General features: G+C 41.6%; 21 protein-coding genes and 1 riboswitch. Of the genes, 6 read left to right on the forward strand and 15 right to left on the reverse strand.

Annotated features, from left to right (window positions below; genetic code table 11):
• Positions 1 to 13: 13 nt before the first annotated feature.
• The gene (locus ACFSO7_RS22585; RefSeq protein ID WP_377879710.1) at positions 14 to 1,639 is read right to left on the reverse strand and encodes a DUF5667 domain-containing protein; all 1,626 of its coding nucleotides are present in this window, start codon (positions 1,637 to 1,639) and stop codon (positions 14 to 16) included.
• A 91-nt stretch (positions 1,640 to 1,730) separates the two neighbouring features.
• Positions 1,731 to 1,834: riboswitch (cyclic di-GMP riboswitch) on the reverse strand.
• 510 nt (positions 1,835 to 2,344) lie between these two features.
• Here ACFSO7_RS22585 and ACFSO7_RS22590 point away from each other — a divergent pair.
• Both ACFSO7_RS22590 and ACFSO7_RS22595 read left to right on the forward strand, forming a co-directional pair.
• Positions 2,345 to 3,943 carry an SWIM zinc finger family protein gene (locus ACFSO7_RS22590; RefSeq protein WP_377879712.1) on the forward strand — a complete coding sequence of 533 codons (1,599 nt, stop codon included), beginning with the start codon at positions 2,345 to 2,347 and terminating at the stop codon, positions 3,941 to 3,943.
• Positions 3,936 to 6,767: a DEAD/DEAH box helicase gene (locus tag ACFSO7_RS22595; protein WP_377879713.1), complete on the forward strand. Its 2,832-nt coding sequence runs from the start codon at positions 3,936 to 3,938 to the stop codon at positions 6,765 to 6,767. Before ACFSO7_RS22590 ends, ACFSO7_RS22595 begins: the two co-directional genes overlap by 8 nt.
• Positions 6,768 to 7,160: 393 nt before the next feature.
• Here the strand turns inward: ACFSO7_RS22595 and ACFSO7_RS22600 are convergent, their stop codons facing one another.
• Complete coding sequence (locus ACFSO7_RS22600; RefSeq protein ID WP_377879714.1) at positions 7,161 to 7,562, reverse strand: hypothetical protein; 402 nt, start codon at positions 7,560 to 7,562, stop codon at positions 7,161 to 7,163.
• 199 nt (positions 7,563 to 7,761) lie between these two features.
• Here ACFSO7_RS22600 and ACFSO7_RS22605 point away from each other — a divergent pair, with 199 nt between their 5' ends.
• Positions 7,762 to 8,169, forward strand: a complete 408-nt coding sequence (locus ACFSO7_RS22605; protein ID WP_377879716.1) for a helix-turn-helix domain-containing protein — start codon at positions 7,762 to 7,764, stop codon at positions 8,167 to 8,169.
• A gap of 234 nt (positions 8,170 to 8,403) precedes the next feature.
• Here the strand turns inward: ACFSO7_RS22605 and ACFSO7_RS22610 are convergent, their stop codons facing one another.
• Together ACFSO7_RS22610 and ssb are read right to left on the reverse strand one after the other, a co-directional pair.
• On the reverse strand, positions 8,404 to 8,589 hold the full coding sequence (locus ACFSO7_RS22610; RefSeq protein WP_377879717.1) for a hypothetical protein: 186 nt from the start codon (positions 8,587 to 8,589) through the stop codon (positions 8,404 to 8,406).
• Entirely contained in the window at positions 8,564 to 9,007 is a 444-nt protein-coding gene (ssb, locus tag ACFSO7_RS22615; protein WP_377879718.1) for a single-stranded DNA-binding protein, read from the reverse strand. The genes ACFSO7_RS22610 and ssb overlap by 26 nt, the downstream gene beginning before the upstream one ends.
• Before the next feature lie 323 nt (positions 9,008 to 9,330).
• Here ssb and ACFSO7_RS22620 point away from each other — a divergent pair, with 323 nt between their 5' ends.
• Entirely contained in the window at positions 9,331 to 9,762 is a 432-nt protein-coding gene (locus tag ACFSO7_RS22620; RefSeq protein ID WP_377879719.1) for a YwpF-like family protein, read from the forward strand.
• A 202-nt stretch (positions 9,763 to 9,964) separates the two neighbouring features.
• Here the strand turns inward: ACFSO7_RS22620 and ACFSO7_RS22625 are convergent, their stop codons facing one another.
• The 8 genes from ACFSO7_RS22625 to spoIIID all read right to left on the reverse strand — a co-directional run bounded on the left by ACFSO7_RS22625 (position 9,965) and on the right by spoIIID (position 15,381).
• Positions 9,965 to 10,354, reverse strand: coding sequence for a hypothetical protein (locus tag ACFSO7_RS22625; protein WP_377879720.1), 390 nt, complete (start codon positions 10,352 to 10,354; stop codon positions 9,965 to 9,967).
• Between the two features lie 226 nt (positions 10,355 to 10,580).
• Positions 10,581 to 10,883, reverse strand: coding sequence for a hypothetical protein (locus ACFSO7_RS22630; protein WP_377879722.1), 303 nt, complete (start codon positions 10,881 to 10,883; stop codon positions 10,581 to 10,583).
• Positions 10,884 to 11,089: 206 nt separating this feature from the next.
• Complete coding sequence (gene fabZ / locus ACFSO7_RS22635; protein ID WP_377879723.1) at positions 11,090 to 11,512, reverse strand: 3-hydroxyacyl-ACP dehydratase FabZ; 423 nt, start codon at positions 11,510 to 11,512, stop codon at positions 11,090 to 11,092.
• Between the two features lie 91 nt (positions 11,513 to 11,603).
• Positions 11,604 to 11,888, reverse strand: coding sequence for a DNA-directed RNA polymerase subunit beta (locus tag ACFSO7_RS22640; RefSeq protein ID WP_377879724.1), 285 nt, complete (start codon positions 11,886 to 11,888; stop codon positions 11,604 to 11,606).
• 13 nt (positions 11,889 to 11,901) lie between these two features.
• A complete protein-coding gene (locus tag ACFSO7_RS22645) occupies positions 11,902 to 12,744 on the reverse strand; it encodes a flagellar hook-basal body protein (protein WP_377879725.1) in 843 nt (280 codons plus the stop codon).
• Positions 12,745 to 12,802: 58 nt separating this feature from the next.
• Positions 12,803 to 13,621, reverse strand: coding sequence for a flagellar hook-basal body protein (locus ACFSO7_RS22650; RefSeq protein WP_377879726.1), 819 nt, complete (start codon positions 13,619 to 13,621; stop codon positions 12,803 to 12,805).
• A 273-nt stretch (positions 13,622 to 13,894) separates the two neighbouring features.
• Positions 13,895 to 14,896 carry a rod shape-determining protein gene (mreB, locus tag ACFSO7_RS22655; RefSeq protein ID WP_377879727.1) on the reverse strand — a complete coding sequence of 334 codons (1,002 nt, stop codon included), beginning with the start codon at positions 14,894 to 14,896 and terminating at the stop codon, positions 13,895 to 13,897.
• A 212-nt stretch (positions 14,897 to 15,108) separates the two neighbouring features.
• The gene (spoIIID, locus tag ACFSO7_RS22660) at positions 15,109 to 15,381 is read right to left on the reverse strand and encodes a sporulation transcriptional regulator SpoIIID (protein ID WP_377879728.1); all 273 of its coding nucleotides are present in this window, start codon (positions 15,379 to 15,381) and stop codon (positions 15,109 to 15,111) included.
• Positions 15,382 to 15,897: 516 nt separating this feature from the next.
• On the opposite strand from spoIIID, the gene ACFSO7_RS22665 reads away from it, so the two are divergent.
• Entirely contained in the window at positions 15,898 to 16,869 is a 972-nt protein-coding gene (locus tag ACFSO7_RS22665; RefSeq protein WP_377879729.1) for a BsuPI-related putative proteinase inhibitor, read from the forward strand.
• 189 nt (positions 16,870 to 17,058) lie between these two features.
• On the opposite strand, the gene ACFSO7_RS22670 is transcribed toward ACFSO7_RS22665, so the two are convergent.
• The 3 genes from ACFSO7_RS22670 to spoIIQ form a co-directional block, all read right to left on the reverse strand.
• Complete coding sequence (locus ACFSO7_RS22670; protein WP_377879730.1) at positions 17,059 to 17,655, reverse strand: pyroglutamyl-peptidase I; 597 nt, start codon at positions 17,653 to 17,655, stop codon at positions 17,059 to 17,061.
• Between the two features lie 21 nt (positions 17,656 to 17,676).
• Positions 17,677 to 19,281 carry a gamma-glutamyltransferase family protein gene (locus tag ACFSO7_RS22675; RefSeq protein WP_377879731.1) on the reverse strand — a complete coding sequence of 535 codons (1,605 nt, stop codon included), beginning with the start codon at positions 19,279 to 19,281 and terminating at the stop codon, positions 17,677 to 17,679.
• A 164-nt stretch (positions 19,282 to 19,445) separates the two neighbouring features.
• A complete protein-coding gene (spoIIQ, locus tag ACFSO7_RS22680; RefSeq protein ID WP_377879732.1) occupies positions 19,446 to 20,321 on the reverse strand; it encodes a stage II sporulation protein SpoIIQ in 876 nt (291 codons plus the stop codon).
• A gap of 136 nt (positions 20,322 to 20,457) precedes the next feature.
• On the opposite strand from spoIIQ, the gene ACFSO7_RS22685 reads away from it, so the two are divergent.
• Positions 20,458 to 20,859: a VanZ family protein gene (locus tag ACFSO7_RS22685; protein WP_377879733.1), complete on the forward strand. Its 402-nt coding sequence runs from the start codon at positions 20,458 to 20,460 to the stop codon at positions 20,857 to 20,859.

The raw sequence follows: 20,859 nt of genomic DNA on the forward strand, positions 1-20,859 counted from the left end.
CTTTGAAGTACATTTACTTTTTCCCTTTTTTCTCTTCTGATTTTCCGTTTCCTTTGTTTTCATGAGCATCTTCATTTTTGCCGTTGTCTTGATTTCCTTTTTCTTTCTGTTCAACAGGTTCTTGCTTTTCGGACTTCACTTCTTCTGCCTCTTCCTTACTGCTTTCAGCTTCCGTAGCATCCGTTTGCTCCTCTTTTTGCTTTTCTTTTTTGGATTCTTCATTTTTCTTTGGTTCTTCTTTTTGAGTTACTTCGGTTTTCTTTGATTCTTCTTTTTGAACTACTTCACTTTTCTTTGTTTCTTCTTTTTGAACTTCCGCTTGCTTTTTTGATTCTTTCTTTATGATTACCTCATTTTTTTTCGTTGCTTCTTTTTTACCTTCATCACGCTTTTCTTGACCTTTCGCTACCTTGTTGGCAGTCGCAACGACTTGTATATCTTCCTTCTTACTTGACTCAGCCATTTCTTTTTTTCCTGAAGATGCCAGTGTTGTCGGCTGGTGGCCTTTCGCCTTTTGATTAGAAATCGCCGCTGTTGTTACGGTCTTTGTAATACTTCCTTTTACCTCTTCCGCACTTGTTAAAACTGAAGCTTCGTTTACTGTCTCGTCTGTTTTTGTGGTATCTTCATCGCTGGACTTTTCACTTACAGGTGTTTCCTCCGTTGTTGTGGTACCTTCTTCGCTGGACTTTTCGCTGTCAGGCGTTTCCTCCTGTTCAGATGTACCAGCTGCCGCTAAAAATCGATCATTTTTCTTTTTTAATGTGTTTAATTGTCTTTCAAGCTTTGCGAGAGTTTTTGTGTCTCCACTGGCTTGTGCTGATTCCAATGATGCTTCTAGAGAGCCTATTTTTTGGACAAGCCTTTGCTGCTTCAATTGGTGGATATTAATATCAAGCTCCTTCATGACTTGACCAAAACCTGATTCTTCTAATAACTTAGTAACCTCTTCTATCGATTTTCCACTAATATTGGATAATGATATAATTTGGGCAATTTGTCCGTAGCCTAATTCTTCTTGTCTTAACTTCTTCACAATCTCCACGTCAAATCCTTGTACCACTTGCGCAACTAATAAGGCTTGATCTGTTTTCGTGGCCACGTCTTCTTGTTGTTCTGGATCAAGCTGATCAGTAACCTCATCCGTTACAACCGTCGTTTCTTCCAAAACATTCGTGAGCTCATCTTTTGCCTCACCCGCTACACTTTCATCTGTGATAACCTCTGTCACCTTATCTCCTGCCTCTTCAAGCAATGCAAGATAATCTGTCACCGCCTGCTCGACAAAAGATTTCTTTTCCTCTGCTGTCATCGCTTCTGCTTCCGCTAATCGCTCTTGGGCAAATTGAAGGAGCAGCTCGGCCTCCTTCTGTGAGTCAAACGTCACCAATAACTTCAAATCTTCCATAAGAAGATCAAATGTATAGAAAAATTTATCTGGCGTCATTCCAGGTTCAACGGTGTTTTCTGAATCTACGACTGTTTCCTGATTGGTTACTGTTTCGACTTTGTCAGTGACTTCCACATTTGCCCCTTGTTCCTCGGTAGTAGAAGTACTTGTCCCATTCTCTTCCGCAAATGCTGATGTTCCCATACTTAATGTGAACGCCAGTGCGGTAGTCAAAATTGCTTTCTTCATCACTATTCCCCCTTGGTTTTAACATGTCTTTTACAAATTAAAATCCAACAAAAAAAAGCTACTCCGAAGACTAGCAATAAACCGGTCGATCTTCGGTAACTGGCTGGCATCATCATTTCCGGTGTATTCCCCATCATGACCTTAGCCCCTCTAGTTTTGCGTCCCTGAATTTCCTCAGGTTTGCCCTTTCGGATTTTAAATGTTAATTAAATTCTACTCCCATTGACCTAAACTGTATACAAAATTCGACACACTCTTCAGAAAACAGTACTTTTGGCGCATTTAACAAAGGGAGATTGGGATTATCAGACAGCATTTTGGTCTGAAATTGATACCTATTGGACTCAGGCGAACTGACTTCTGGACTAAAATGGGGTGCTATCGAACAAATTATCGAGTCTATCGGACTCATTTAGTTTCCTATCGGACAAAGCATCCAGCCTATCGGACAAGTTCACATTTCTATCGGACTTTGTCACAAATCACAGGGTTTAACGGTCTGCCTACCGCGTTCAACCTGCCCCAACTCTGATTCCCATCCGACAAACGATCTCCAGCAAAACAACAAATTTTCCTGACAGATTTTCCGCGCCACGTGTTTCAGTGATGTCAGCCACCCTTTTTTTGGGTATAATAATAGAATATATTTTTTTCAGGAAACGGGATGTGCCAAACAGAGTTGGCGCAGAAATGGGGGCCAGGAAGATGGAGGCTTTGCCTACGAATGTGGAGCAGGGGCTGAAGTTTGTTGCGCAGACGGTGGCGACGACACTTCAGCCGGGTGCAGAGGAGGATGCCAAGCTTGTGCAAAAGGGGATGCTTTTGTATCGTCAAGGCTTGGTGTATCAATTGAAATTTGAAAGTGACCAAGTTTTTGCGACGGTCCAAGATGTCACTCCTGTGAAGGTTCGGCTTGATTTGTCTTTTTTTGATATGAGTGATTGTGCTTGCCCGAATTTCGGTTTATGTCGCCATAAGCTTGCTGTTTTTTTTGCTGCCTATGCAAAAATACGTAGTGTTTCAGAATGGGTTGATGAGTGGCGCGAACCTTTAATGAAAAAAAATGCGGCGGCCAAATGGGGGTTGCAGCGGGCCAAGGATTTGTTTAAGGCAAGTGGAACGTTGAAGCCGAACTATGACCGCTGGATTGAAGCTTTTGATGAAAGCTTTCAGGCGATTTTAACACCGAAGAAGATCCCCAATCCCTATGTATTAAAGGAGCTATTTCAAGTTTACCAGCGCCGGATTCGGGCATCCGCACCAATTGAGGCAGAATGGAAGCTCCTTTATGAACTGATTGCGACGATCTTTTCCTTTCAAAAACTGGTCCAGTTGGCTGAAGATCTAGACCAATTCGAAAAATACTTCTCTCCTATCCTCGACGAACTGATAGAAGATGCGGAGGAATTCGTTCATAAGCTCGGAATTCAGACGATGCCTTTTGCTTTTGATGAATTTTTAACGAGTTTGCGGGCAGATTCCAGTCATATACTTGAAGGTGCCGCAACCTATCCAATTGAGAGATTGATACTGTACCGTGTGCTATGGACGAATCTTTTTAAACGAAAAGAGTGGCGCGAGGAAGAGCTAGGAAAACTTGCCGGTAGCCAGCTCTTTGTATATCAATTAGCGGAAATTCATCAGCTCTATCTCTTAAATCGGGACGCTGAAGCGCTCGAAAAAATCCAAACTGTCGGTCCCTCGGCTGTCACTTTCCTATTCTATTGGATTGATTTATTGACTGCGAAAAAGGATTGGTCACGATTGAAGCCTTATATCGAGCTGTTTGTGGAATTCTCGAAAACCTATATGAATGTAGAGCGTGACGACCAACAATGTCGCCACTTTACGAGAGCCGTCATCCAAACGATCCTTCCTTACTGCTCGGAAACGAAGAACAATGACCTATACGAACAAGCACTAAAAGTTTTGCTGCCATATAGTTATGTTTCTTATGATACGTTTCTATTTGAAGGCGGGGATTATGAGCGCTGGTGTGAGTTGCAAGCGTATATCGGTGTTGATTTAGAATGGGTCGGAAAAGACCGTGTCAACGTACTCGCTGTGCAAAACCCTGAAATATTAGTCATTCTGTATCATCAATCGATTCAAGCACAAATTGATTTAAAAAACCGCCAAGGCTATCGCCAGGCGGTCCGCCAGTTAAAAAAGCTTCGGACGGTTTACAAAAAGTTGAAGCGCACTCCAGAATGGGACGAATTTTTCGAGCAGTTGATTGAAAAAACGAAGCGTCTGCGCGCCTTTCATGAAGAATGCCAAAGGGGTAAGTTAATCCATGCTTAGAACGAAGAAACTAATGATTACGGTAGAAAAATGGGATAACGGCGTTTTTGCCGTGAGTGCACTGGATGATGGTGTCCACCTCCCTGTCCATGAGTGGAAGAACTTGCTGTTTGGGCGTCACCGCGAAAGCTATTACGGCGCCTTTTTAGAGGTGAAAAATGAAGCAGTGCTGCTGGATGCCTGGCGGCTTGCGACCCTTTTTGCCCATGAAAAGTTCAACCCCTTTATCGAATGGGAATGGGATGAACAGGCTGAGCTATGCCTTACTGCCGCTCCATCAATTTTCGAAGCGATTACAGAGAAAGACTGGCTGCCCGATTTTTCAGCATTAGAATCAGGAGAATTTCGTTGGCAGCTTCCAAAACGAGTGGTGGAAGAATTTGATCCTTCTTTTTGGGAAGAAGAGGTCGAAGCTTATATTTCTGATTGGTTTCACGATGCATTAAATGCCCACCTAGATCAAAATAAAGAAACGAAAAAATGGCTCGGCGAAAAGCTTTCTTTATTGCAAAAACAAAACTTCCCGCCTGGCATGCTGTCGGCCTTTTTTGATGAGGATACTTGGCTTGAATGGATTGGGTTGAAGGAAAATGCAGCTCCATTCACGATTGGTCTTCGATTAGACGAACCCGAGTTTAGTGCAGCTGTGGAGGAATCTTTCGGGAAGCTTGAAGCACACGATCCATCAATGTCGCCCAATCCTGATTGGACGCTCGACCTTTTCGTACGCGACCGAGCGAACCCAGAGCAAATGTTTGATACGGGGGCGCTTCCAGCGAAATGGCGAAAGTATGCTGACACGATTCGCGAAACTGAGATGCGTTGGGTGAGAATTTTCCCATGGTTACAGGGCGAAGAAGGCTTAAAACGGACTCTCTCAGAGGAAGATGCTTGGATTTTCTTAACCGAAGCGAGTGAAACGCTCTTAAGTCTCGGCGTAGAAATTCTCCTTCCTTCTTGGTGGGAAGCGATGCAAAATGCGAACTTGAAAGTGAAGGCTCGGGTGAAGGGTTCCGCTTCAAGTCACCGTCCATCGTTTGTCGGCTTACAGGCGATGCTTGATTTTGATTGGCGCTTCTCGATGAATGGCGTTGATTTATCAGAGGATGAATTTCAACAGCTCGTTTCAGAAAAGAGACGACTTGTTTATATTCGCGGGCGTTGGGTAAAATTGGACCCCGCATTCATCCGCCAAATTCAAGATTTAATGAAGAAAGCGGAAAAAGAAGGCTTACATGTTCGTGATTTGTTTGAGCAGGAAATGGTGACAGACGAAGAAAACGAGGAGCACGAAAACCCTAAAGCGTTCGCAAAGATCCAAATTGAACTGAATCGACAGTGGAAACAAATGATTCATCAGTTATCAGAGTTTAAGGAGATGCCTGTTGTGCCCGTGCCGAACGATTTAAAGGCGGAATTGCGGCCTTACCAGCAAACAGGGATGAGCTGGCTGATTTTTTTACGAAAGTATGGGTTTGGGGCTTGTTTGGCTGATGATATGGGGCTTGGGAAGACGATTCAGTTGATTTCGTATTTGCTTGCGGTGAAGGCAGAAGCCGAAACGGGGCCGGCGCTGATTGTTTGTCCAACGTCGGTACTGGGCAATTGGCAGAAGGAGCTGGAACGGTTTGCGCCGAGTTTGAATGTGTATTTACATTATGGGTCAAATCGTTTGAAGGATAAGGCTTTTCGGGAGCAAGCTTCGAGTAGTGATATTGTGTTGACTTCGTATGGGCTGACCCATTTAGATGAAGAAGATTTTGGGGAGTTGACATGGAGTTCGATTGCGATTGATGAGGCGCAAAATATTAAGAATGCGCAAACGAAGCAGTCGCGGGCGGTTCGAAAACTGAAAGGTCTGCATCATATTGCTTTAACGGGGACGCCGATGGAGAACCGATTGGCGGAACTTTGGTCGATTTTTGACTTTACGAATCACGGGTATTTGGGAAGTTTGGGGCAATTTCAGAAGCGTTTCATTGTTCCGATTGAAAAGGATGATGAGAAGAAGAAAATTCGCGAGCTGCAAGGGTTGATTCGACCGTTTTTGCTGCGGCGAACGAAGAAGGATGAAGAGGTTGCGCTGAATTTGCCGGATAAGCTGGAGCAGAAGGAATATTGCCCACTGACGGCGGAACAGGCTTCCCTTTATGAGCAATTGATTAAGGATACGTTTGCGGAGATTGAAACGGTGTCCGGAATTGCGCGCAAAGGGTTGGTGCTGCAAATGCTCGGACGGTTGAAGCAGCTGTGTAATCATCCGGCATTGTATTTGAAGGAGAGACCTGCTGCGGATTTGATTGATCGGTCTGCGAAAATGGAGAAGTTGGTAGAGATTATTGGGAATGTATTGGATCGTGAGGAAAGCTGTCTTATTTTTACCCAGTATATTGAAATGGGTGAAATGATTCGTGAATTGATTCAGCAGAAATTTAAGGTCGATGTCCCATTTTTAAATGGAAGTGTTCCGAAGGCGAAGCGAGATGAGATGATTGGGCGTTTTCAGGACCGTGAATTCCCGGTGTTTCTGTTGTCGTTGAAGGCAGGTGGAACGGGTCTGAATTTAACGGCAGCCAATCATGTTGTGCATTATGATCGCTGGTGGAATCCAGCCGTCGAAAATCAGGCAACCGACCGAGCATACCGCATCGGTCAGGAGCGTTTCGTGCATGTTCATAAGCTGATCAGCACCGGAACGCTCGAAGAAAAGATCGACGGCATGCTCGAAAAGAAACAAATGCTAAACGACCAAGTCATCCAAAGCGAAAACTGGATCACCGAACTCACAACCGAAGACCTACGCGAACTAGTATATCTATCATAAAAAGAGGGGCTGCCGCAAACTTGCAGCCCCTCTTTTATCGCTTTAACGCGGTATCGCATTGGGGGTCAGTCCCCCAGCGCTTTAACGCGGTATTGCATTGGGGATCAGTCCCCCGGCGCTTTAACGCGGTACCACATCGGGGGACTGACCCCCGGCGCTTTAACGCGGTACCACATTGGGGGACTGACCCCGGGCGCTTTAACGCGGTACCACATCGGGGGACTGACCCCCGGCGCTTTAACGCGGTACCACATTGGGGGACTGACCCCCGGCGCTTTAACGCGGTACCACATCGGGGGACTGACCCCCGGCGCTTTAACGCGGTACCACATTGGGGGACTGACCCCGGGCGCTTTAACGCGGTACCACATCGGGGGACTGACCCCCGGCGCTTTAACGCGGTACTTTTCTGCAGTGGCTTCCCCCTTTTTTGGGTGGGTAGAATAGGAAAAAAAGTTTGTCTCCTTTTTGGAGGATAAAGTGTGTGCAAAAGGTGCTAGCTGGCTGTTCCATTTGAATTTTCCATGTTCCTTTTTGTAAATATATCTGTCCGCATTTTCTTTCTGTACCATCGTAATAATAAAAACGAAGCAACTTATTAGGATCTAATTGTAAGTATTGATAAGGTTGTTTCTGCTCTTTGATGAAGGATTGATTACTTGATAGTTGAATTGCATCATAGAAAGTAGGAGGAATATGAATATGAATTTCTGAGGATGATTTGATTTCTCCAATAAAAATAATTCTAGTCATAGCTTTTTCAAACTGTGTATTGTCTCGTTTTCCATCATCCATTTTATAAAAGGCCCCCTTAATTAGTAAATTTTACCTACCCCTTTATTATTCGACGATATTTTTACAAATTGCAACGAAATTTGTCGTAACATTTGTGAGTAATATAAACAAAATTAACTGTGCTGATTATTCACATATCATTATTTTTCATATAGATAACCGTTACCCTAAAAGTAAGTATGTGTAGGGTGGTGATGGATTGTCTCTTTCAGAAAAATTACAACAGCTTAGAAGAAAACACGGCTGGTCTCAAGAATATGTATCAAAAGTATTAAAAATGGATCGGTCCATGATCAGTCGTTATGAGACTGGAAAGAACGTCCCTACCTATCAAACAGTCCTTCAGTTTTCGGATATGTATAAAGTGGATAAAGAGTATTTAGTGTCAGAATTAGACCAAATGATTCAAACAGGACAGGCACCCTACATTTTAAAAGAGTCGGAAACAGGTTCGGACCCTGAAATAGAGATTATTTGTCAACTTGCCAAAAACGAAAAGCTAGTAAAAGATGTTTTTCTTGAACTGCATTTACTAGATGAAAAAACAAGAACCGCCGTTCTTCGGGCAACCCAAGCATTTATGAAAGAAATAAAGAAAAGGTATTAATTCAATAAAAACAGGGTACTAAAACGTAAAAGGTTTAGTACCTTGTTTTCTTTTTAAACTACGTATTTACTACATTTCCACCAAGAATATAGGGCAATTACTTTAAAAAAAATGGCAAACTAGTATTGTGAGCTAACGCTCTGCACTACTTAATAGTTGCCAAATTAGAGGAAACAGAGGAGTTATTGATTTTTTCTAATGAGGAATACTGGGGCTAATAACGTTAATTGCGGTCTAGATAAGCATATAATCTTTTTCCACCTCATCCCTAGACGGCAATTGAGATTCACGAATAATCCACTCCAATTGCTGGACTCTCCTATCCAGTTGATCGACCCTTTCATTTGTTTTTCCAAGCATTTTAATTAAACTGCCTAAGAGCATTTCTACACGATTAAAAGTTTCCTGTTGTTGTAGCATTGGATTCCTCCCTTGGAACATGATTTGTCCAATTTCCTGAAGGTAAGTTTCCGTCATTTGGTGTATCCCAATCGGTACTTCCGTTTTTTTCGATTGTTGGCTTACGACTTAAAAATTGGACTGACTCGGCGACTACCTCTGTCACATAAACCTTCTTTCCTTCCTGATTCGTATAATTTCGTGTATGAATCTTGCCTGTAATCCCAATGACTGATCCTTTTCGGCAATAGGTAGATGTGTTTTCTGCCGTTTTCCTCCATAGGGTACAGTGGACAAAATCCGTTTCGTATTCCCCTTGTTGATTCTTAAATTGACGATTGACTGCTAAAATGACATTTACAACTGGTATACCATCTGGGGTCAGTCTTAAATCTGGATCTTTTGTCAAACGTCCTACAAGTGTGACTTGATTGATCATGTCTTTTCTCCTCTCCTTTTAATGTGTTCATCATAGCTTGTTATACCCAATCACGTAAAATGTCAAAAATGTCATTTTGAAGGGATTTTTTGTTTTAAAATGTCATTTTCTCTAGACGAAAATGACATTTTAAATCCAGTTTTTGCAAATTTGCTATAACCACTTATCTTTTTTCGACAATGTGACAAATTGGTGAACAGCGCGCTGCTTTTGCACATTAAAGCACTGGGGGACTGACCCCCATCGCTTTAATGTGTGAAAGCGAATTCATTCCATTGTTCTACTGTGTTATAATGGGGGCAATATGGTTGGAGGAGGTTGTGATGAAGACCTTTAAGCTCATTTCGTTACAAGTTGTTGAAGAGTATCGGTTAGTGGATATTGCTTTAGTAGACGGTTTGATTATTAATAAAGAGGATGATCTGAATACTTGGCTGATCGAAGCCTATACAGATCTTTCACATCAGCATTTATTCCAACAAGCTTTTGATCGTCAGCAAGACTTAATTGTACAGGTTGTTATTTCGAAAAAGGAGAACGACCCTGCCGCTTTTCAAACGAAAGTTTCTTCTGTGAAGAAACTGGATGATCGTGTGAGCATTCTTTTTCAAGGGAAATTAAAACGTTCCAAAAGCAATTATGCTGAAACTTTACTGGACCATCTGCTGGATAAAGGACTCAGCGGTGATACCTTACTAATGGAGTTTAAAGACAAAATGAAGTCAAAGCCCATTCTTAAAGAAGTAAAAAAATAAAACTCCCATCGATTTGGGAGTTTTATTTAATGGACTAAGACACTCATAAAGACGTCTTCACCGGAATGTATTTCTAGCTGCTGAATGATATACTCGATGTCTTGCTTTCGATAATCGAGCTTCGGAAGCTCTTTTTCAAATGTTTTAAAATAGAGTAAAGACGCATACTTTACTTCTTTTTCAGAGGCTGGCCCTAGTAACTCTACTTTTTTTTTAGCTCTTCTTTTAGCTTTTCTATGACATACTTAGCTTCTGTTTTACAGGAATAATCGAATTCTTCGCGTACTTCTTTTTGCAAATTCTCAATTTCATCCATTTGAGCTTCAGTTGGTTTTTCGGATAGGATTTTATCAATGGTTTCGTTAATTTTTTCAGCCAGTTCCTGATGGAATTGGGGATTGATTTTCGTTTCTGTATCTACTTTTTCATACCAAGAAGCTTGATTTTGAATATAATCACGCCAGTCAGCAATAAAGGCTGGCAAATCAAATTTCGATTCCTTCCAGTCAATACTGTGCATATATTGTTCAAACGCTGTCGTAATCGAGCGTGTAATACTACTTTTAATGCCTGGTGAAAGATCTTTAAACATACTTGTAAAAGTACCTCCCAAACTTTATCTCTACCCTGCCAACCATGAAACTATATATACCTTACCACAAAAATCGACAAGGTACAAAAAAAGTTTCGAATAATGGTATGCTTTTTAAATAAAATTTTTAAAAATTCCAAATAATATACAAATATTATTCATCTAGTATATTTAAACCCAAGTAAAAAATAAGAAAGGAGCAGGTATTTAGCCTGCCCCCTCAATTTTATTCATCTTTATTGTCTTTATCATTCATATCAATTCTGTCTTCAACAACATCTTCTTGAGGGGTATTATTGTCTTTAGTCGCATCCCCATCGTTATCCGTATTGATGTCTTCACTTTCAGGATAATGGTCATTATTTAAATTATTATCATTTACATCGTTATCTAAATTATTATCATCTACAACACCATTATCCACATCTTCTGGAGGAGGGTTTTGGTCGTCATCATTGTTTGCGCAACCCACAAGCAGCATCGCAGCTAATGCGGATCCTCCAATCAAAGTTAAAAGCTTTTTGCCCATGTATAACAGCTCCTTTCTTATTGAATGTTCGACCTAAGAATTGGTCTGCTGTTATATTGCCCCATAACTTTAAAAAAATTGCATTTGCTTACGAATTTTTTGCGCACTTTAACGCATTAACGCGCCGGGGGTCAGTCCCCCGGCGCGTTAATGCGTTACCATACTGGGGGACTGACCCCCAGCGCGGTGGTGTGCTAAAGTAGGCATTATTTTAAGGCAAACATAATTTCTGCTTCGCAGGCAAGTTCGCCGTCTACGGTGGCGATGGCTTTTCCTTTACCTATAGGTCCTTTGATTTTAATGATTTCGACTTCTAGGCGCAGCTGATCACCAGGTTTGACCTGTCTTTTAAAACGGCAATTATCGATGCCTGTAAAGAAGGCTAAGCGTCCTCGGTTTTCCTCTTTTATTAACATCGCTACCGCTCCTACTTGTGCGAGCGCTTCGACAATTAATACCCCAGGCATAACTGGATAGTCTGGAAAATGTCCATTGAAAAACTCTTCGTTGGCTGTTACATTTTTAATTCCGATCGCCCTTTGGCCTTCTTCTATTTCTAAAATACGGTCAACTAATAGAAATGGATATCGGTGTGGAATGATTTCTTTTATTTGAGTCACATCTAACATTTTTATGACCTCCTCCTAATATTAGGTTCCATTTTATTGTACTAAAATAATCATACAAAAAGGAAGGGAAAATTCCCTTCCTGCCATCAAATTAATTTTTATTAATCATATCAAGAATATGAGTCCATGTTTCCTTTTGAAGGGCTTCGGACGGTTTACCGTTCCCAATAAAGCCGTAGCCTACGACAGTTCCAGCTATAACACTCACAAATAGTAAAAGAACAACCATAATGACTTTCACCCACACAGGAATGAGACGGACACGAATGTTCTTCCGTCTTTCGCGCAATTCACGCAAGGTAAGGTTTCCCTTTTCCTCTGCACGAATTTTTCTCATTTCCTCACGGGTCTTTACCTGTTTACGGTCTAAAGTCATGGTTTGTACTCCTTTAACGAATTCCGTTTACAAGCCCCATCATTTGATCCGAAATAGTGATGGACCGAGCTTGAAACTGATAGGAACGTTGAACATTCATGAGTTGTGTCATCTCTTTTGACATATCTACATTTGACTGCTCTAATGCACGTTGATTAATGCCTATTTGCCCTCGTTGTGGACCATTTAAAGCTGTCAAAATTTCATCCACTGTAACCCCAAGTTCAGCAAAGTTTGCTGGCAATCCTAATAAGTTATTCCCTTTTTGCTCTAAAAACTGAGGTTTATTCACCTGAACAACACCTAGGTTATAGGACTGTTCACGACCATTTGGAGATTTTGCAAAGAAGGACCCGTTTTCAGTAATCGTGAAATCCTTTGCATCACCTGAAACGATAATTTGTTGATTATTCTCATCAAGTATAGGATGTCCATCTGCATTCACTAGCATGAGTTCTGTATCGGATATAGGACTTAAATATAATGCACCATTACGAGTGTATTGAATTTCACTTTCATTCTCATTTTGTACAAGTACACGATAAAACTGTCCCTCTTTGGTAAAAGCTGTGTCTAAAGAACGTTCTGTCGGCTTTATAGAGCCTTGCGTCATATTCAATTGAACTTGGCCTAGCTTCGCACCTGTTCCTTGGCGGATAAAATTGGGCGTTAAGCGATTCGTCTCCGCATCAGCCTTTCGTTGATTTTGAAATTCATGGACTAACAAATCAGTAAATTGAACTTCTCTTCTTTTGAAACCGTTCGTATCGACATTGGCCATGTTATTGCTTATAATATCCATCTGTTTCTGCAGCTGGGCAAGTGTGTTAGTTGCTGTAATCATGGAACGATTCATCCGTATCCCCCCTTTACGATTGGTCATCAATTTTTTATACGATATTTAAGTCTTTAGTTTAAAGCTTTCCAATTTCATTGGCCGCTTTTTCCATACTTCGGTCATAGGCTTGAAGTACCTTTTGATTCGCTTCAAAGGCACGATAGGCACTTAGCATATCCGTCATTGCCCTACTTACATCCACATTCGATCGCTCAAGGAATCCTTGTTGAAGCTTAAATTGACCGTCAACTGTCGTATAAGCGTTCGGAAGGACAGCCCCATTTTCCGTTCGGAATAGACCGTCTCCTTCTTTCACCATCCGTAAAGAGTTCTCAGCAAACCCTACACCTAGACGTGTTTGTTGCCCATTTGCATCTGTCAAAATTCCGTTTTCACTTATTGTGAACTGGTCACTTGTTAAAGCAATCCGTTCGCCTTGCTCGTTTAAAATATATTGGCCACTCGATGTCGTTAAATATCCCGCGCCATCGACCGTAAAATTTCCATTTCTCGTATAACGTATATCCCCACTTGAATTTTGAACCGCAAAAAAGATGGAACCATTATCAGGAAGATTTCCGTTTACAAGGGCAATATCTGTTTTATTCCCTGTCTCTTGCAAATCACCCTGCCTAAATTGCGGAATCGTTTCCTGCATATACACTCCCGTATTAATTGGCCCAACTAATTGGTTATAGGGCAAGTTAAGAGGTTTATCCGTCGGAATGGTCGTTTTACCCATTTGCTTTAAAAGCATTTCAGGAAAAGCCCTCATTGCCGACTGGTCCGCTTTAAAACCAGGTGTATTCGCATTGGCCATATTATTCGTTAACATTTCAGTGCGGCGCTGCTGGGAAAGCATTCCCGAAGCCACCGTATAAAACCCTCTAAACATTGCCACTCACCCCGTCCATTTACTTACTCTCTATTATAGAAAAAAAATCACGTTTCGACATTAACTATTTATCGAAAAACGTCAATTTTTGAAAAAGATCTCCCTAAAACCATAAATATTGTAGAAACGATAAGCCATTAGCCACTATCGTTAAATATTGCCAACCTCTTTAACGCATTAACGTGCCGGGGGACTGACCCCCGACACGTTAATGCGTTAAAGCGCGTTTTTCCATACAAAAAACCCTGTGACTGTTGCCACAGGGTTTCAGTTTTATCCAAGTTTTCTTCGTGGTAGGCGGTCAATATTGTCAAGCATAATTCCTGTACCGATTGCTACGCAGTCCATCGGATTTTCTGCGATAAGGACTGGCACTTTCAGTTCATCAGAAAGGAGCATATCAATACCATGCAGCAATGCCCCACCACCTGTTAGGATGACACCACGATCAATGATGTCTGCGGATAGTTCTGGTGGAGTGCGCTCTAAGACGCTTTTCGCTGCTTGAACGATAACAGCCACTGATTCGTGAAGTGCTTGTTCAATTTCTTTGGAACGTACAGTTAATGTACGTGGCAGACCACTTACCATATCACGACCGCGAATTTCCATTTCCTCTGAACGACCACCAGGGAATACGGTACCGATATTTATTTTAATATCTTCAGCCGTTCTTTCCCCGATCAATAGCTTGTATTCACGCTTGATGTAATTCAATATTTCCATATCGAAATTGTCGCCAGCCATTTTGATGGAGGAAGAGGTTACGATGTCACCCATTGACAGAACTGCTACATCGGTCGTTCCTCCCCCAATATCAACTACCATATTTCCACTCGGTTGAAAAATATCCATCCCGGCGCCGATAGCAGCAACCTTTGGCTCTTCTTCTAAATAAATCTTTTTCCCGCCGCTTTTTTCAGCCGCTTCTTTAATTGCTTTTTGCTCGACACTTGTAATATTCGTTGGGCAACAAATTAAAATGCGTGGCTTAGAGAGAAAGCCTTTCACATTTAATTTATTAATAAAGTGCTTTAACATTGCTTCTGTTACATCAAAATCTGCGATTACACCGTCTTTTAATGGTCGAATCGCTACGATGTTTCCAGGCGTACGTCCCACCATGCGACGAGCTTCTTCTCCAACTGCCAAGACTCTATTTGTATTTTTATCAATGGCCACAACAGAAGGCTCGTTTAAAACGATTCCACGTCCTTTTACATGGATGAGAACATTGGCTGTTCCTAAATCAATACCGATATCTCTAGCAAACATTGTCTTTCTTTCCTCCTTGAAACGGGTTGTCTAGCTGCTAGAACTTATGAAAGGCTCTACTTAAGTTAATCCATTTATGTTCCATTTTAGTCTGTTCAATGATCTAGACGAACCGTGATTATCCTAATTGAATATTTTATCATATTCAGGAGGAATACCCTAATTTTTTGTTAATTATTGTGGAAATTTGTCTGTTCGAAGCGAATTTCAGGTTATTTTACAATTTCCCCTTCTTTTTCTTCACGACGATACTTTAATTTTGTTGCTTCACCACCACGTAAATGACGAATTGATTTATGATAATCTAATATTTCCTTTACCTCGTTTGCCAATTCAGGATTAATTTCAGGAAGCCTTTCCGTTAAATCTTTATGGACTGTACTTTTGGATACGCCAAACTCCTTCGCAATAGTGCGAACTGTTTTCTTCGTCTCCACGATATACTTTCCAATCTTGATAGTTCTCTCTTTGATGTAATCGTGCACACCACTCGCCCTCCCTGGTTTCGGATGTGAGAAGTGTGAAATGAGACTCGCTCTTCGCTCCGACGTCCTACTACCGTTCCGCATGGCCTTTAGCTTATTAGAATAGCCTTTTCTTTCGTACATGCGGCAGAAAGTGCCTACTTAAACCAACACTTTCCGATATTGCCATAAATAATCATGTCCCCGACTGGATACCCGTTTGATTTAAACGACCCCTCACCTCAAACCCCTCTTTGTAAGGTTTGTAACATTTTATTAGCTTGGTTCGCGATATATGCCCAAAAAAGTCAATAGGGACAAGGTTTAATGAAAGTTTTTTGAAAATTGGACACCAAAAGCCATTTCGCTTCACCCCTTTAAAGCACTGGGGGTCAGTCCCCCATTACGGTGAAGCGTTAATCTGCCGGGGGACTGACCCCCGGCACGTTAATGTGGTAAAGGAATTTTTTATCTTTTTTTGTAACTGATTATGCTTGGGTTTCGTCTATTGGTGTAAATACTCGGAGGTGTTGTAGGTTGAAAAGGTGGTTTGTTTTGTTTTCGACTATGGTTATGCTCGTTCCAGCTACTTCTGGTTTTGCCAGTGGAGAAGGGACTTCAATCAAAAGAGAGGGCTCTCGTTTAGAGGTGAAGGCTCCTCACGCCGTGACATTAGAGGAACGTTATGCCTTTTTACTTGAAAATGGGATATTAAAAGGAAAAAAGGATGGAAAAGCACAGTTTGATTCCTCTTTAACACGAGCTGAATTGGCGGTAAGTCTCTTCCGTTTATTTAAGCTAGAAGAAGTTAAGGACACTTCCCCTTATCAAGATGTGAAAAAGCATTGGGCAAAGGATGCCATCCTTGCCATTACAAAGAAGGGATGGATGGAAGGAGAAAAAGGAAAAAATTTTCATCCAAATCAAAAACTGACTATTGAGGAAGTGGCGAAAGTATTAGTTAAGGCCACTCAACTAAATGAAAATGATTATGCATCCATTTGGTTGCCTGCAAGTAATTGGGCACAAAGCTATATGGCAGCAGCCTTAACAGAAGGATTCTTAAGTAAAGAAGATGATTATCGTGTGGATGCAAAACGATCACATTTAGTTTATAGCCTATACGAGGTTTATCATTTCCTTCATCCTAAAGAAGGGGGAATCATAGCTGGAAGCTTAGAGCCGAAAGCAACCATCAGCAATACAAAAAACAATGATTACAAATGGACCTTTACCGTCAAAAATCAAACTGAAAAAGAGCAAATCGTCAATGTTAGCGGCAGCCAATTTGATTATATTTTGAAAAAAGACGGGAAAAAGGTCGAACAGTATACGGATGATAAAATGTTTATCATGATTTATAAAGAACAAACCTTAAAGCAAGGGGAAGAATTAACTTATACAGGAGAATTCCTTGGATTGGCAAAAGGAATGTATGAACTTGAAATCTGGCTAATTGATAATAATTGGCCAAACGCCAAAAAAACTATCACCTTTGAAGTGAAATAATTCTACTTGCCACTCTGGATCGCTAATTACAAATTTTAAATTCTAGCAATTTAATCAACCAGTATTCGAGGTTCAACTTTATTTCCAACAATCCATTCATAATAAATAAACGAAAAGCCAGATCCGAAACAAGTCGGAACCTGGCCTTTTTTCTGTTATTTCCCGAGAAATTGTCGATTCAAATTGAAACTATTTAAGAGTTTCAATTATTTTTTCCACAGCTTCTGTCAAATCTCTTAACGACCAGCTGGCCATATCTTTTTTCGACGCAATTGCTAGCTCATGGGAAGCAGGAATATGGACAAATCCCGCTTGAATCTTTCCGCCTGTAGCATGCAAAACCGTATACATCATGTTATTGCATAAATACGTTCCTGCTGTATTGGAAATACGGGCTGGATACCCATTTTCATTCAAAACATTGACCATTTCCCGAATTGGAAGCGTCGAAAAATAGCCATCAGGTCCCTCGCCCACGATCGGAGCATCCTGCAAAGCCACTCCACTATTATCTGCTTCCCCATCCCGACAATTAATAGCTATACGTTCTGGAGTAATTGAGGTACGACCTGCCGCCAACCCTAACGAAATGACCGCATCTGGTTGAAGCTCTTCAATCTCCTCAAGAATCTTTGGTCCTGCTGTCTCGTAATCTACTGGAAGCAGTAAACCATGAACCACATACTCACTGATTTCCTTCCCATCTAGCTCCTTTACGATCGATTCAGTTGGATTAATAGGAAACCCTAAAAACGGCTCAAAACCGCTTAACAAAAGCTTTTTCAATGTGTAAACCTCCCTGTCATTCTAGTAACTTGCAATACTTCCATCTGTACGGTGCTCTGTTCCGCCTACTAGCACGCCTGTTTCAGGATTGCGAACAATAACTTGTCCTCTACCAAACCCGCCTGAGTCATGTGCAACAGTCATTTGATGCCCTTTTTGAACAAGCTGCTTTATAAGATGATTCGGGAAATGATGCTCCACTTCAATTTTATTTCCCTCCAGCCACTGCCATCTTGGTGCATCCAATGCTGCTTGTGGATTTAATCCGAAGTCAATCATATTCATCGCTACCTGAACATGTCCCTGCGGCTGCATATATCCACCCATAACACCGAACGGACCGACTGCTTCTTTCCCCTTAGTCAAAAATCCAGGAATAATCGTATGGAACGTCTTTTTCCCTGGCTGTAACGAATTTTCATGCGAAGAATCCAGTGAAAAATCATGTCCACGGTTTTGCAGGCCAATCCCTGTACCAGGAACAACAATCCCCGAACCAAAGCCCATATAATTACTTTGAATAAAGGAAACCATATTTCCTTCTCCATCAGCCGTTGCTAAATATACCGTTCCACCCTTTGGAAGTGTTCCAGGTACCGGCAAACGAGCCTCATCCGTGAATTGGTCACGACACTCCTGACCGTATTTCTCTGACAATAAATCTTCCACCCTTGTCTTCATCAACTTCGAGTCCGTAATATATTCCTTTCCATCCGTAAACGCCTGTTTCATCGCTTCCAATTGGAGATGGACCGTCTGAACATCCTCACGGTGACTAAAGCGATCATTTTTCAATATATTCAACGCCATAAGAGCAACCAAACCTTGACCATTCGGCGGAATCTCCCACACATCATAGCCCTTATAGTGAACCGAAATCGGATCGACCCACTCCGCTTGATAAGCTTCAAGATCTTCCTTTTTTAAAAATCCGCCAGCCGACGCAGAAGCCTTCACTATTTTTTCCGCAAGGTTGCCACGATAGAAGCTTTCCGCATTCGTTTCCGCGATTTCTGCTAACGTATTTGCATGGTCCTCCGAACTCCACATCTCGCCAACCTCTGGTACCTTTCCATTCGGTGCAAACACACGGAACCACTCTTCATACTCTGGACCTTGTAATCGCTGTTTATAAATTTCAAACGCACGCTTCCAATACTTCGCAAGAATCGGTGAAAGTGGGAATCCGCCCCTTGCGTAATCAATCGCTGGCTTTAATACTTTCGTTAACGGAAGACGTCCGAAGCGACTAGACAAGGTTGCCCAGGCCGAAGGAACACCTGGAACTGTTACAGGTATCCAGCCATGTACAGGCATTTTCTCATGCCCCAGCTGCTTTACTTTTTCAATCGAGATGTCCATCGGAGCAGGACCGCTTCCGTTTAACCCATAAAGCTGATCCTTCACCCAAACGAGGGCAAAAGCATCGCCGCCAATTCCATTGGAGGTTGGCTCTACAACCGTTAAACAAGCCGCTGTAGCGATGGCAGCATCGATGGCATTTCCACCCTTCTTAAGTATATCTAGACCAGCCTGAGCCGCTAGAGGCTGCGAGGTAGCGACCATTCCGTTTCGCGATATTGTCGCCATTCTCTGTGAGGCATATGGATAGTTATGGTATGTCATATAAATCCCCTTTCATTTTCTTCGTCTTGCGAAATATTATACCAAGCTAGCAAAGATTTGTCGAAAGATTTTGAATAGGGGAAATGTGTAGAGTTTTCCTATAAAAGCAAAAAAAAGCAAGTACACATGGGTACTTACTCTTTGTATTCACTGTTTCGAATATATTAAGATGGGTTTGTCGTTGAATCTGTAGATTCTTCTTTTTCTTTGGATGGATCTTCAGAAGTTTCGCCGTCCTGATCTTTATTTTTATCAGTTTCAGCGCCTTCTTCTGCTTTGTCTGACTCATCAGCAGATTCTTCTTTTTTCGATTCATCTGTTGCTTTGTCTTCCGCAGGCTTCTCTTCCTGTAAAGTACTTACCGGCTTATTGAAATAAGCATTTGGATTTACAGGTTTATTATCTTTACGGATTTCAAAGTGTACATGTACTCCAGCCTCTTCATTGTACAAGCTTTGCCCAGCCTTAGCAATGGCTTGTCCTTGTTTTACTTGAGCGCCAACCTCAACGGCAAAATCCTTAACCGATGAATATTGTGTCACTACATTTTTGTCATGTTCAATGGTAATGACATTTCCAAGAAGGGTATCTTCTTGAATATTTGTGACAGTACCACTAAGTGCTGCTACGACGTCAAATGTTTCACCATTTTCCATCGTAATATCGATACCAGTGTTCGGACGGAACGAGTTGTTGTAAGATATTAATGCAGCTTCTTGCGCTTCAGGCTTAGCATCTGCATCGTAGAATTCTTTTTGAATCACAACTGTTGCCGGATCATTCACAGGCCAACCGATATTTTCTAACTTGCTGTTTACTTCGATTGCTGGCTGATTGTATTTTTTACCTGCAATGTCCGTAGCATTATAGTCGTAATCTTTGTCTTTAGCAGCATTATTGCTACTCGTTTGGTACCAAAGGACCGCTGTTAAAATAATGGCTGCACTTGCAATATAAATGGCTGGAAATACCCAACGCTTTTTGATAAAGCGTTTCATGCTGGAGTCTTGAGAAGATCGTTTAGTTTCTTCCTCTCTCATTTTCATCACCTCAGCAATCAGTCTTAACGCATTTTGGTGATTATATACAATGTTCTAAAAATTTTTTTTAGACTTATTTTTCGACAAAGAGAAGTCTTTTATGCATGATTTGAATAATTACTTTGGAGGGATTTTTTTGAAGTTATTGAGAAAGGGTTTATGGATATTACCGATTTTTTATATGGCGATGGTTTGGATCATGTCGAGCCTGCCCGATAACACATTTGTTGAGCTGCCAGACTCAAAAACCGATCGAATGATTAAAGAATCGCTACATTTAGTCGAATTCGCCATTCTTTATCTTTTATTCGTGTTAGCGGCATTTTTCAATAGAAGGTTGACACCAGCGATAAATCTTTCATTTGCGGTCATTGCGGGGCTATACGGAATCACCGACGAAATCCATCAATCCTTCGTCCCAGCCCGTTCCGCCACCCTCATCGACGTCATAAAAGACCTCACCGGCGTCGCCATCGCCTACTACATCATAAAAAAGAACATTCGCACACTTCACCGCATTAACGTGTCGGGGGACTGA

Origin of the sequence: Bacillus sp. CGMCC 1.16607 (assembly GCF_042683745.1) — a bacterium.
In the GTDB taxonomy this organism is placed as follows: Bacteria; Bacillota; Bacilli; order Bacillales; family Cytobacillaceae; genus Pseudoneobacillus.

Excerpts from the sequence above, each read along its gene's own strand:
- ACFSO7_RS22640 (WP_377879724.1), bottom strand. The coding sequence starts at position 11,888 with ATGACTTTAGACCGTAAACAGGTAAAGACCCGTGAGGAAATGAGAAAA.
- ACFSO7_RS22675 (WP_377879731.1), bottom strand. The coding sequence starts at position 19,281 with ATGACATACCATAACTATCCATATGCCTCACAGAGAATGGCGACAATA.
- ssb (WP_377879718.1), bottom strand. The coding sequence starts at position 9,007 with ATGATCAATCAAGTCACACTTGTAGGACGTTTGACAAAAGATCCAGAT.
- ACFSO7_RS22590 (WP_377879712.1), top strand. The coding sequence starts at position 2,345 with ATGGAGGCTTTGCCTACGAATGTGGAGCAGGGGCTGAAGTTTGTTGCG.
- ACFSO7_RS22645 (WP_377879725.1), bottom strand. The coding sequence starts at position 12,744 with ATGAATCGTTCCATGATTACAGCAACTAACACACTTGCCCAGCTGCAG.
- fabZ (WP_377879723.1), bottom strand. The coding sequence starts at position 11,512 with ATGTTAGATGTGACTCAAATAAAAGAAATCATTCCACACCGATATCCA.
- spoIIQ (WP_377879732.1), bottom strand. The coding sequence starts at position 20,321 with ATGAGAGAGGAAGAAACTAAACGATCTTCTCAAGACTCCAGCATGAAA.
- ACFSO7_RS22650 (WP_377879726.1), bottom strand. The coding sequence starts at position 13,621 with ATGTTTAGAGGGTTTTATACGGTGGCTTCGGGAATGCTTTCCCAGCAG.
- mreB (WP_377879727.1), bottom strand. The coding sequence starts at position 14,896 with ATGTTTGCTAGAGATATCGGTATTGATTTAGGAACAGCCAATGTTCTC.
- ACFSO7_RS22620 (WP_377879719.1), top strand. The coding sequence starts at position 9,331 with ATGAAGACCTTTAAGCTCATTTCGTTACAAGTTGTTGAAGAGTATCGG.
- ACFSO7_RS22595 (WP_377879713.1), top strand. The coding sequence starts at position 3,936 with ATGCTTAGAACGAAGAAACTAATGATTACGGTAGAAAAATGGGATAAC.
- ACFSO7_RS22610 (WP_377879717.1), bottom strand. The coding sequence starts at position 8,589 with ATGCTACAACAACAGGAAACTTTTAATCGTGTAGAAATGCTCTTAGGC.
- ACFSO7_RS22600 (WP_377879714.1), bottom strand. The coding sequence starts at position 7,562 with ATGGATGATGGAAAACGAGACAATACACAGTTTGAAAAAGCTATGACT.
- ACFSO7_RS22585 (WP_377879710.1), bottom strand. The coding sequence starts at position 1,639 with ATGAAGAAAGCAATTTTGACTACCGCACTGGCGTTCACATTAAGTATG.
- ACFSO7_RS22630 (WP_377879722.1), bottom strand. The coding sequence starts at position 10,883 with ATGGGCAAAAAGCTTTTAACTTTGATTGGAGGATCCGCATTAGCTGCG.
- ACFSO7_RS22625 (WP_377879720.1), bottom strand. The coding sequence starts at position 10,354 with ATGTTTAAAGATCTTTCACCAGGCATTAAAAGTAGTATTACACGCTCG.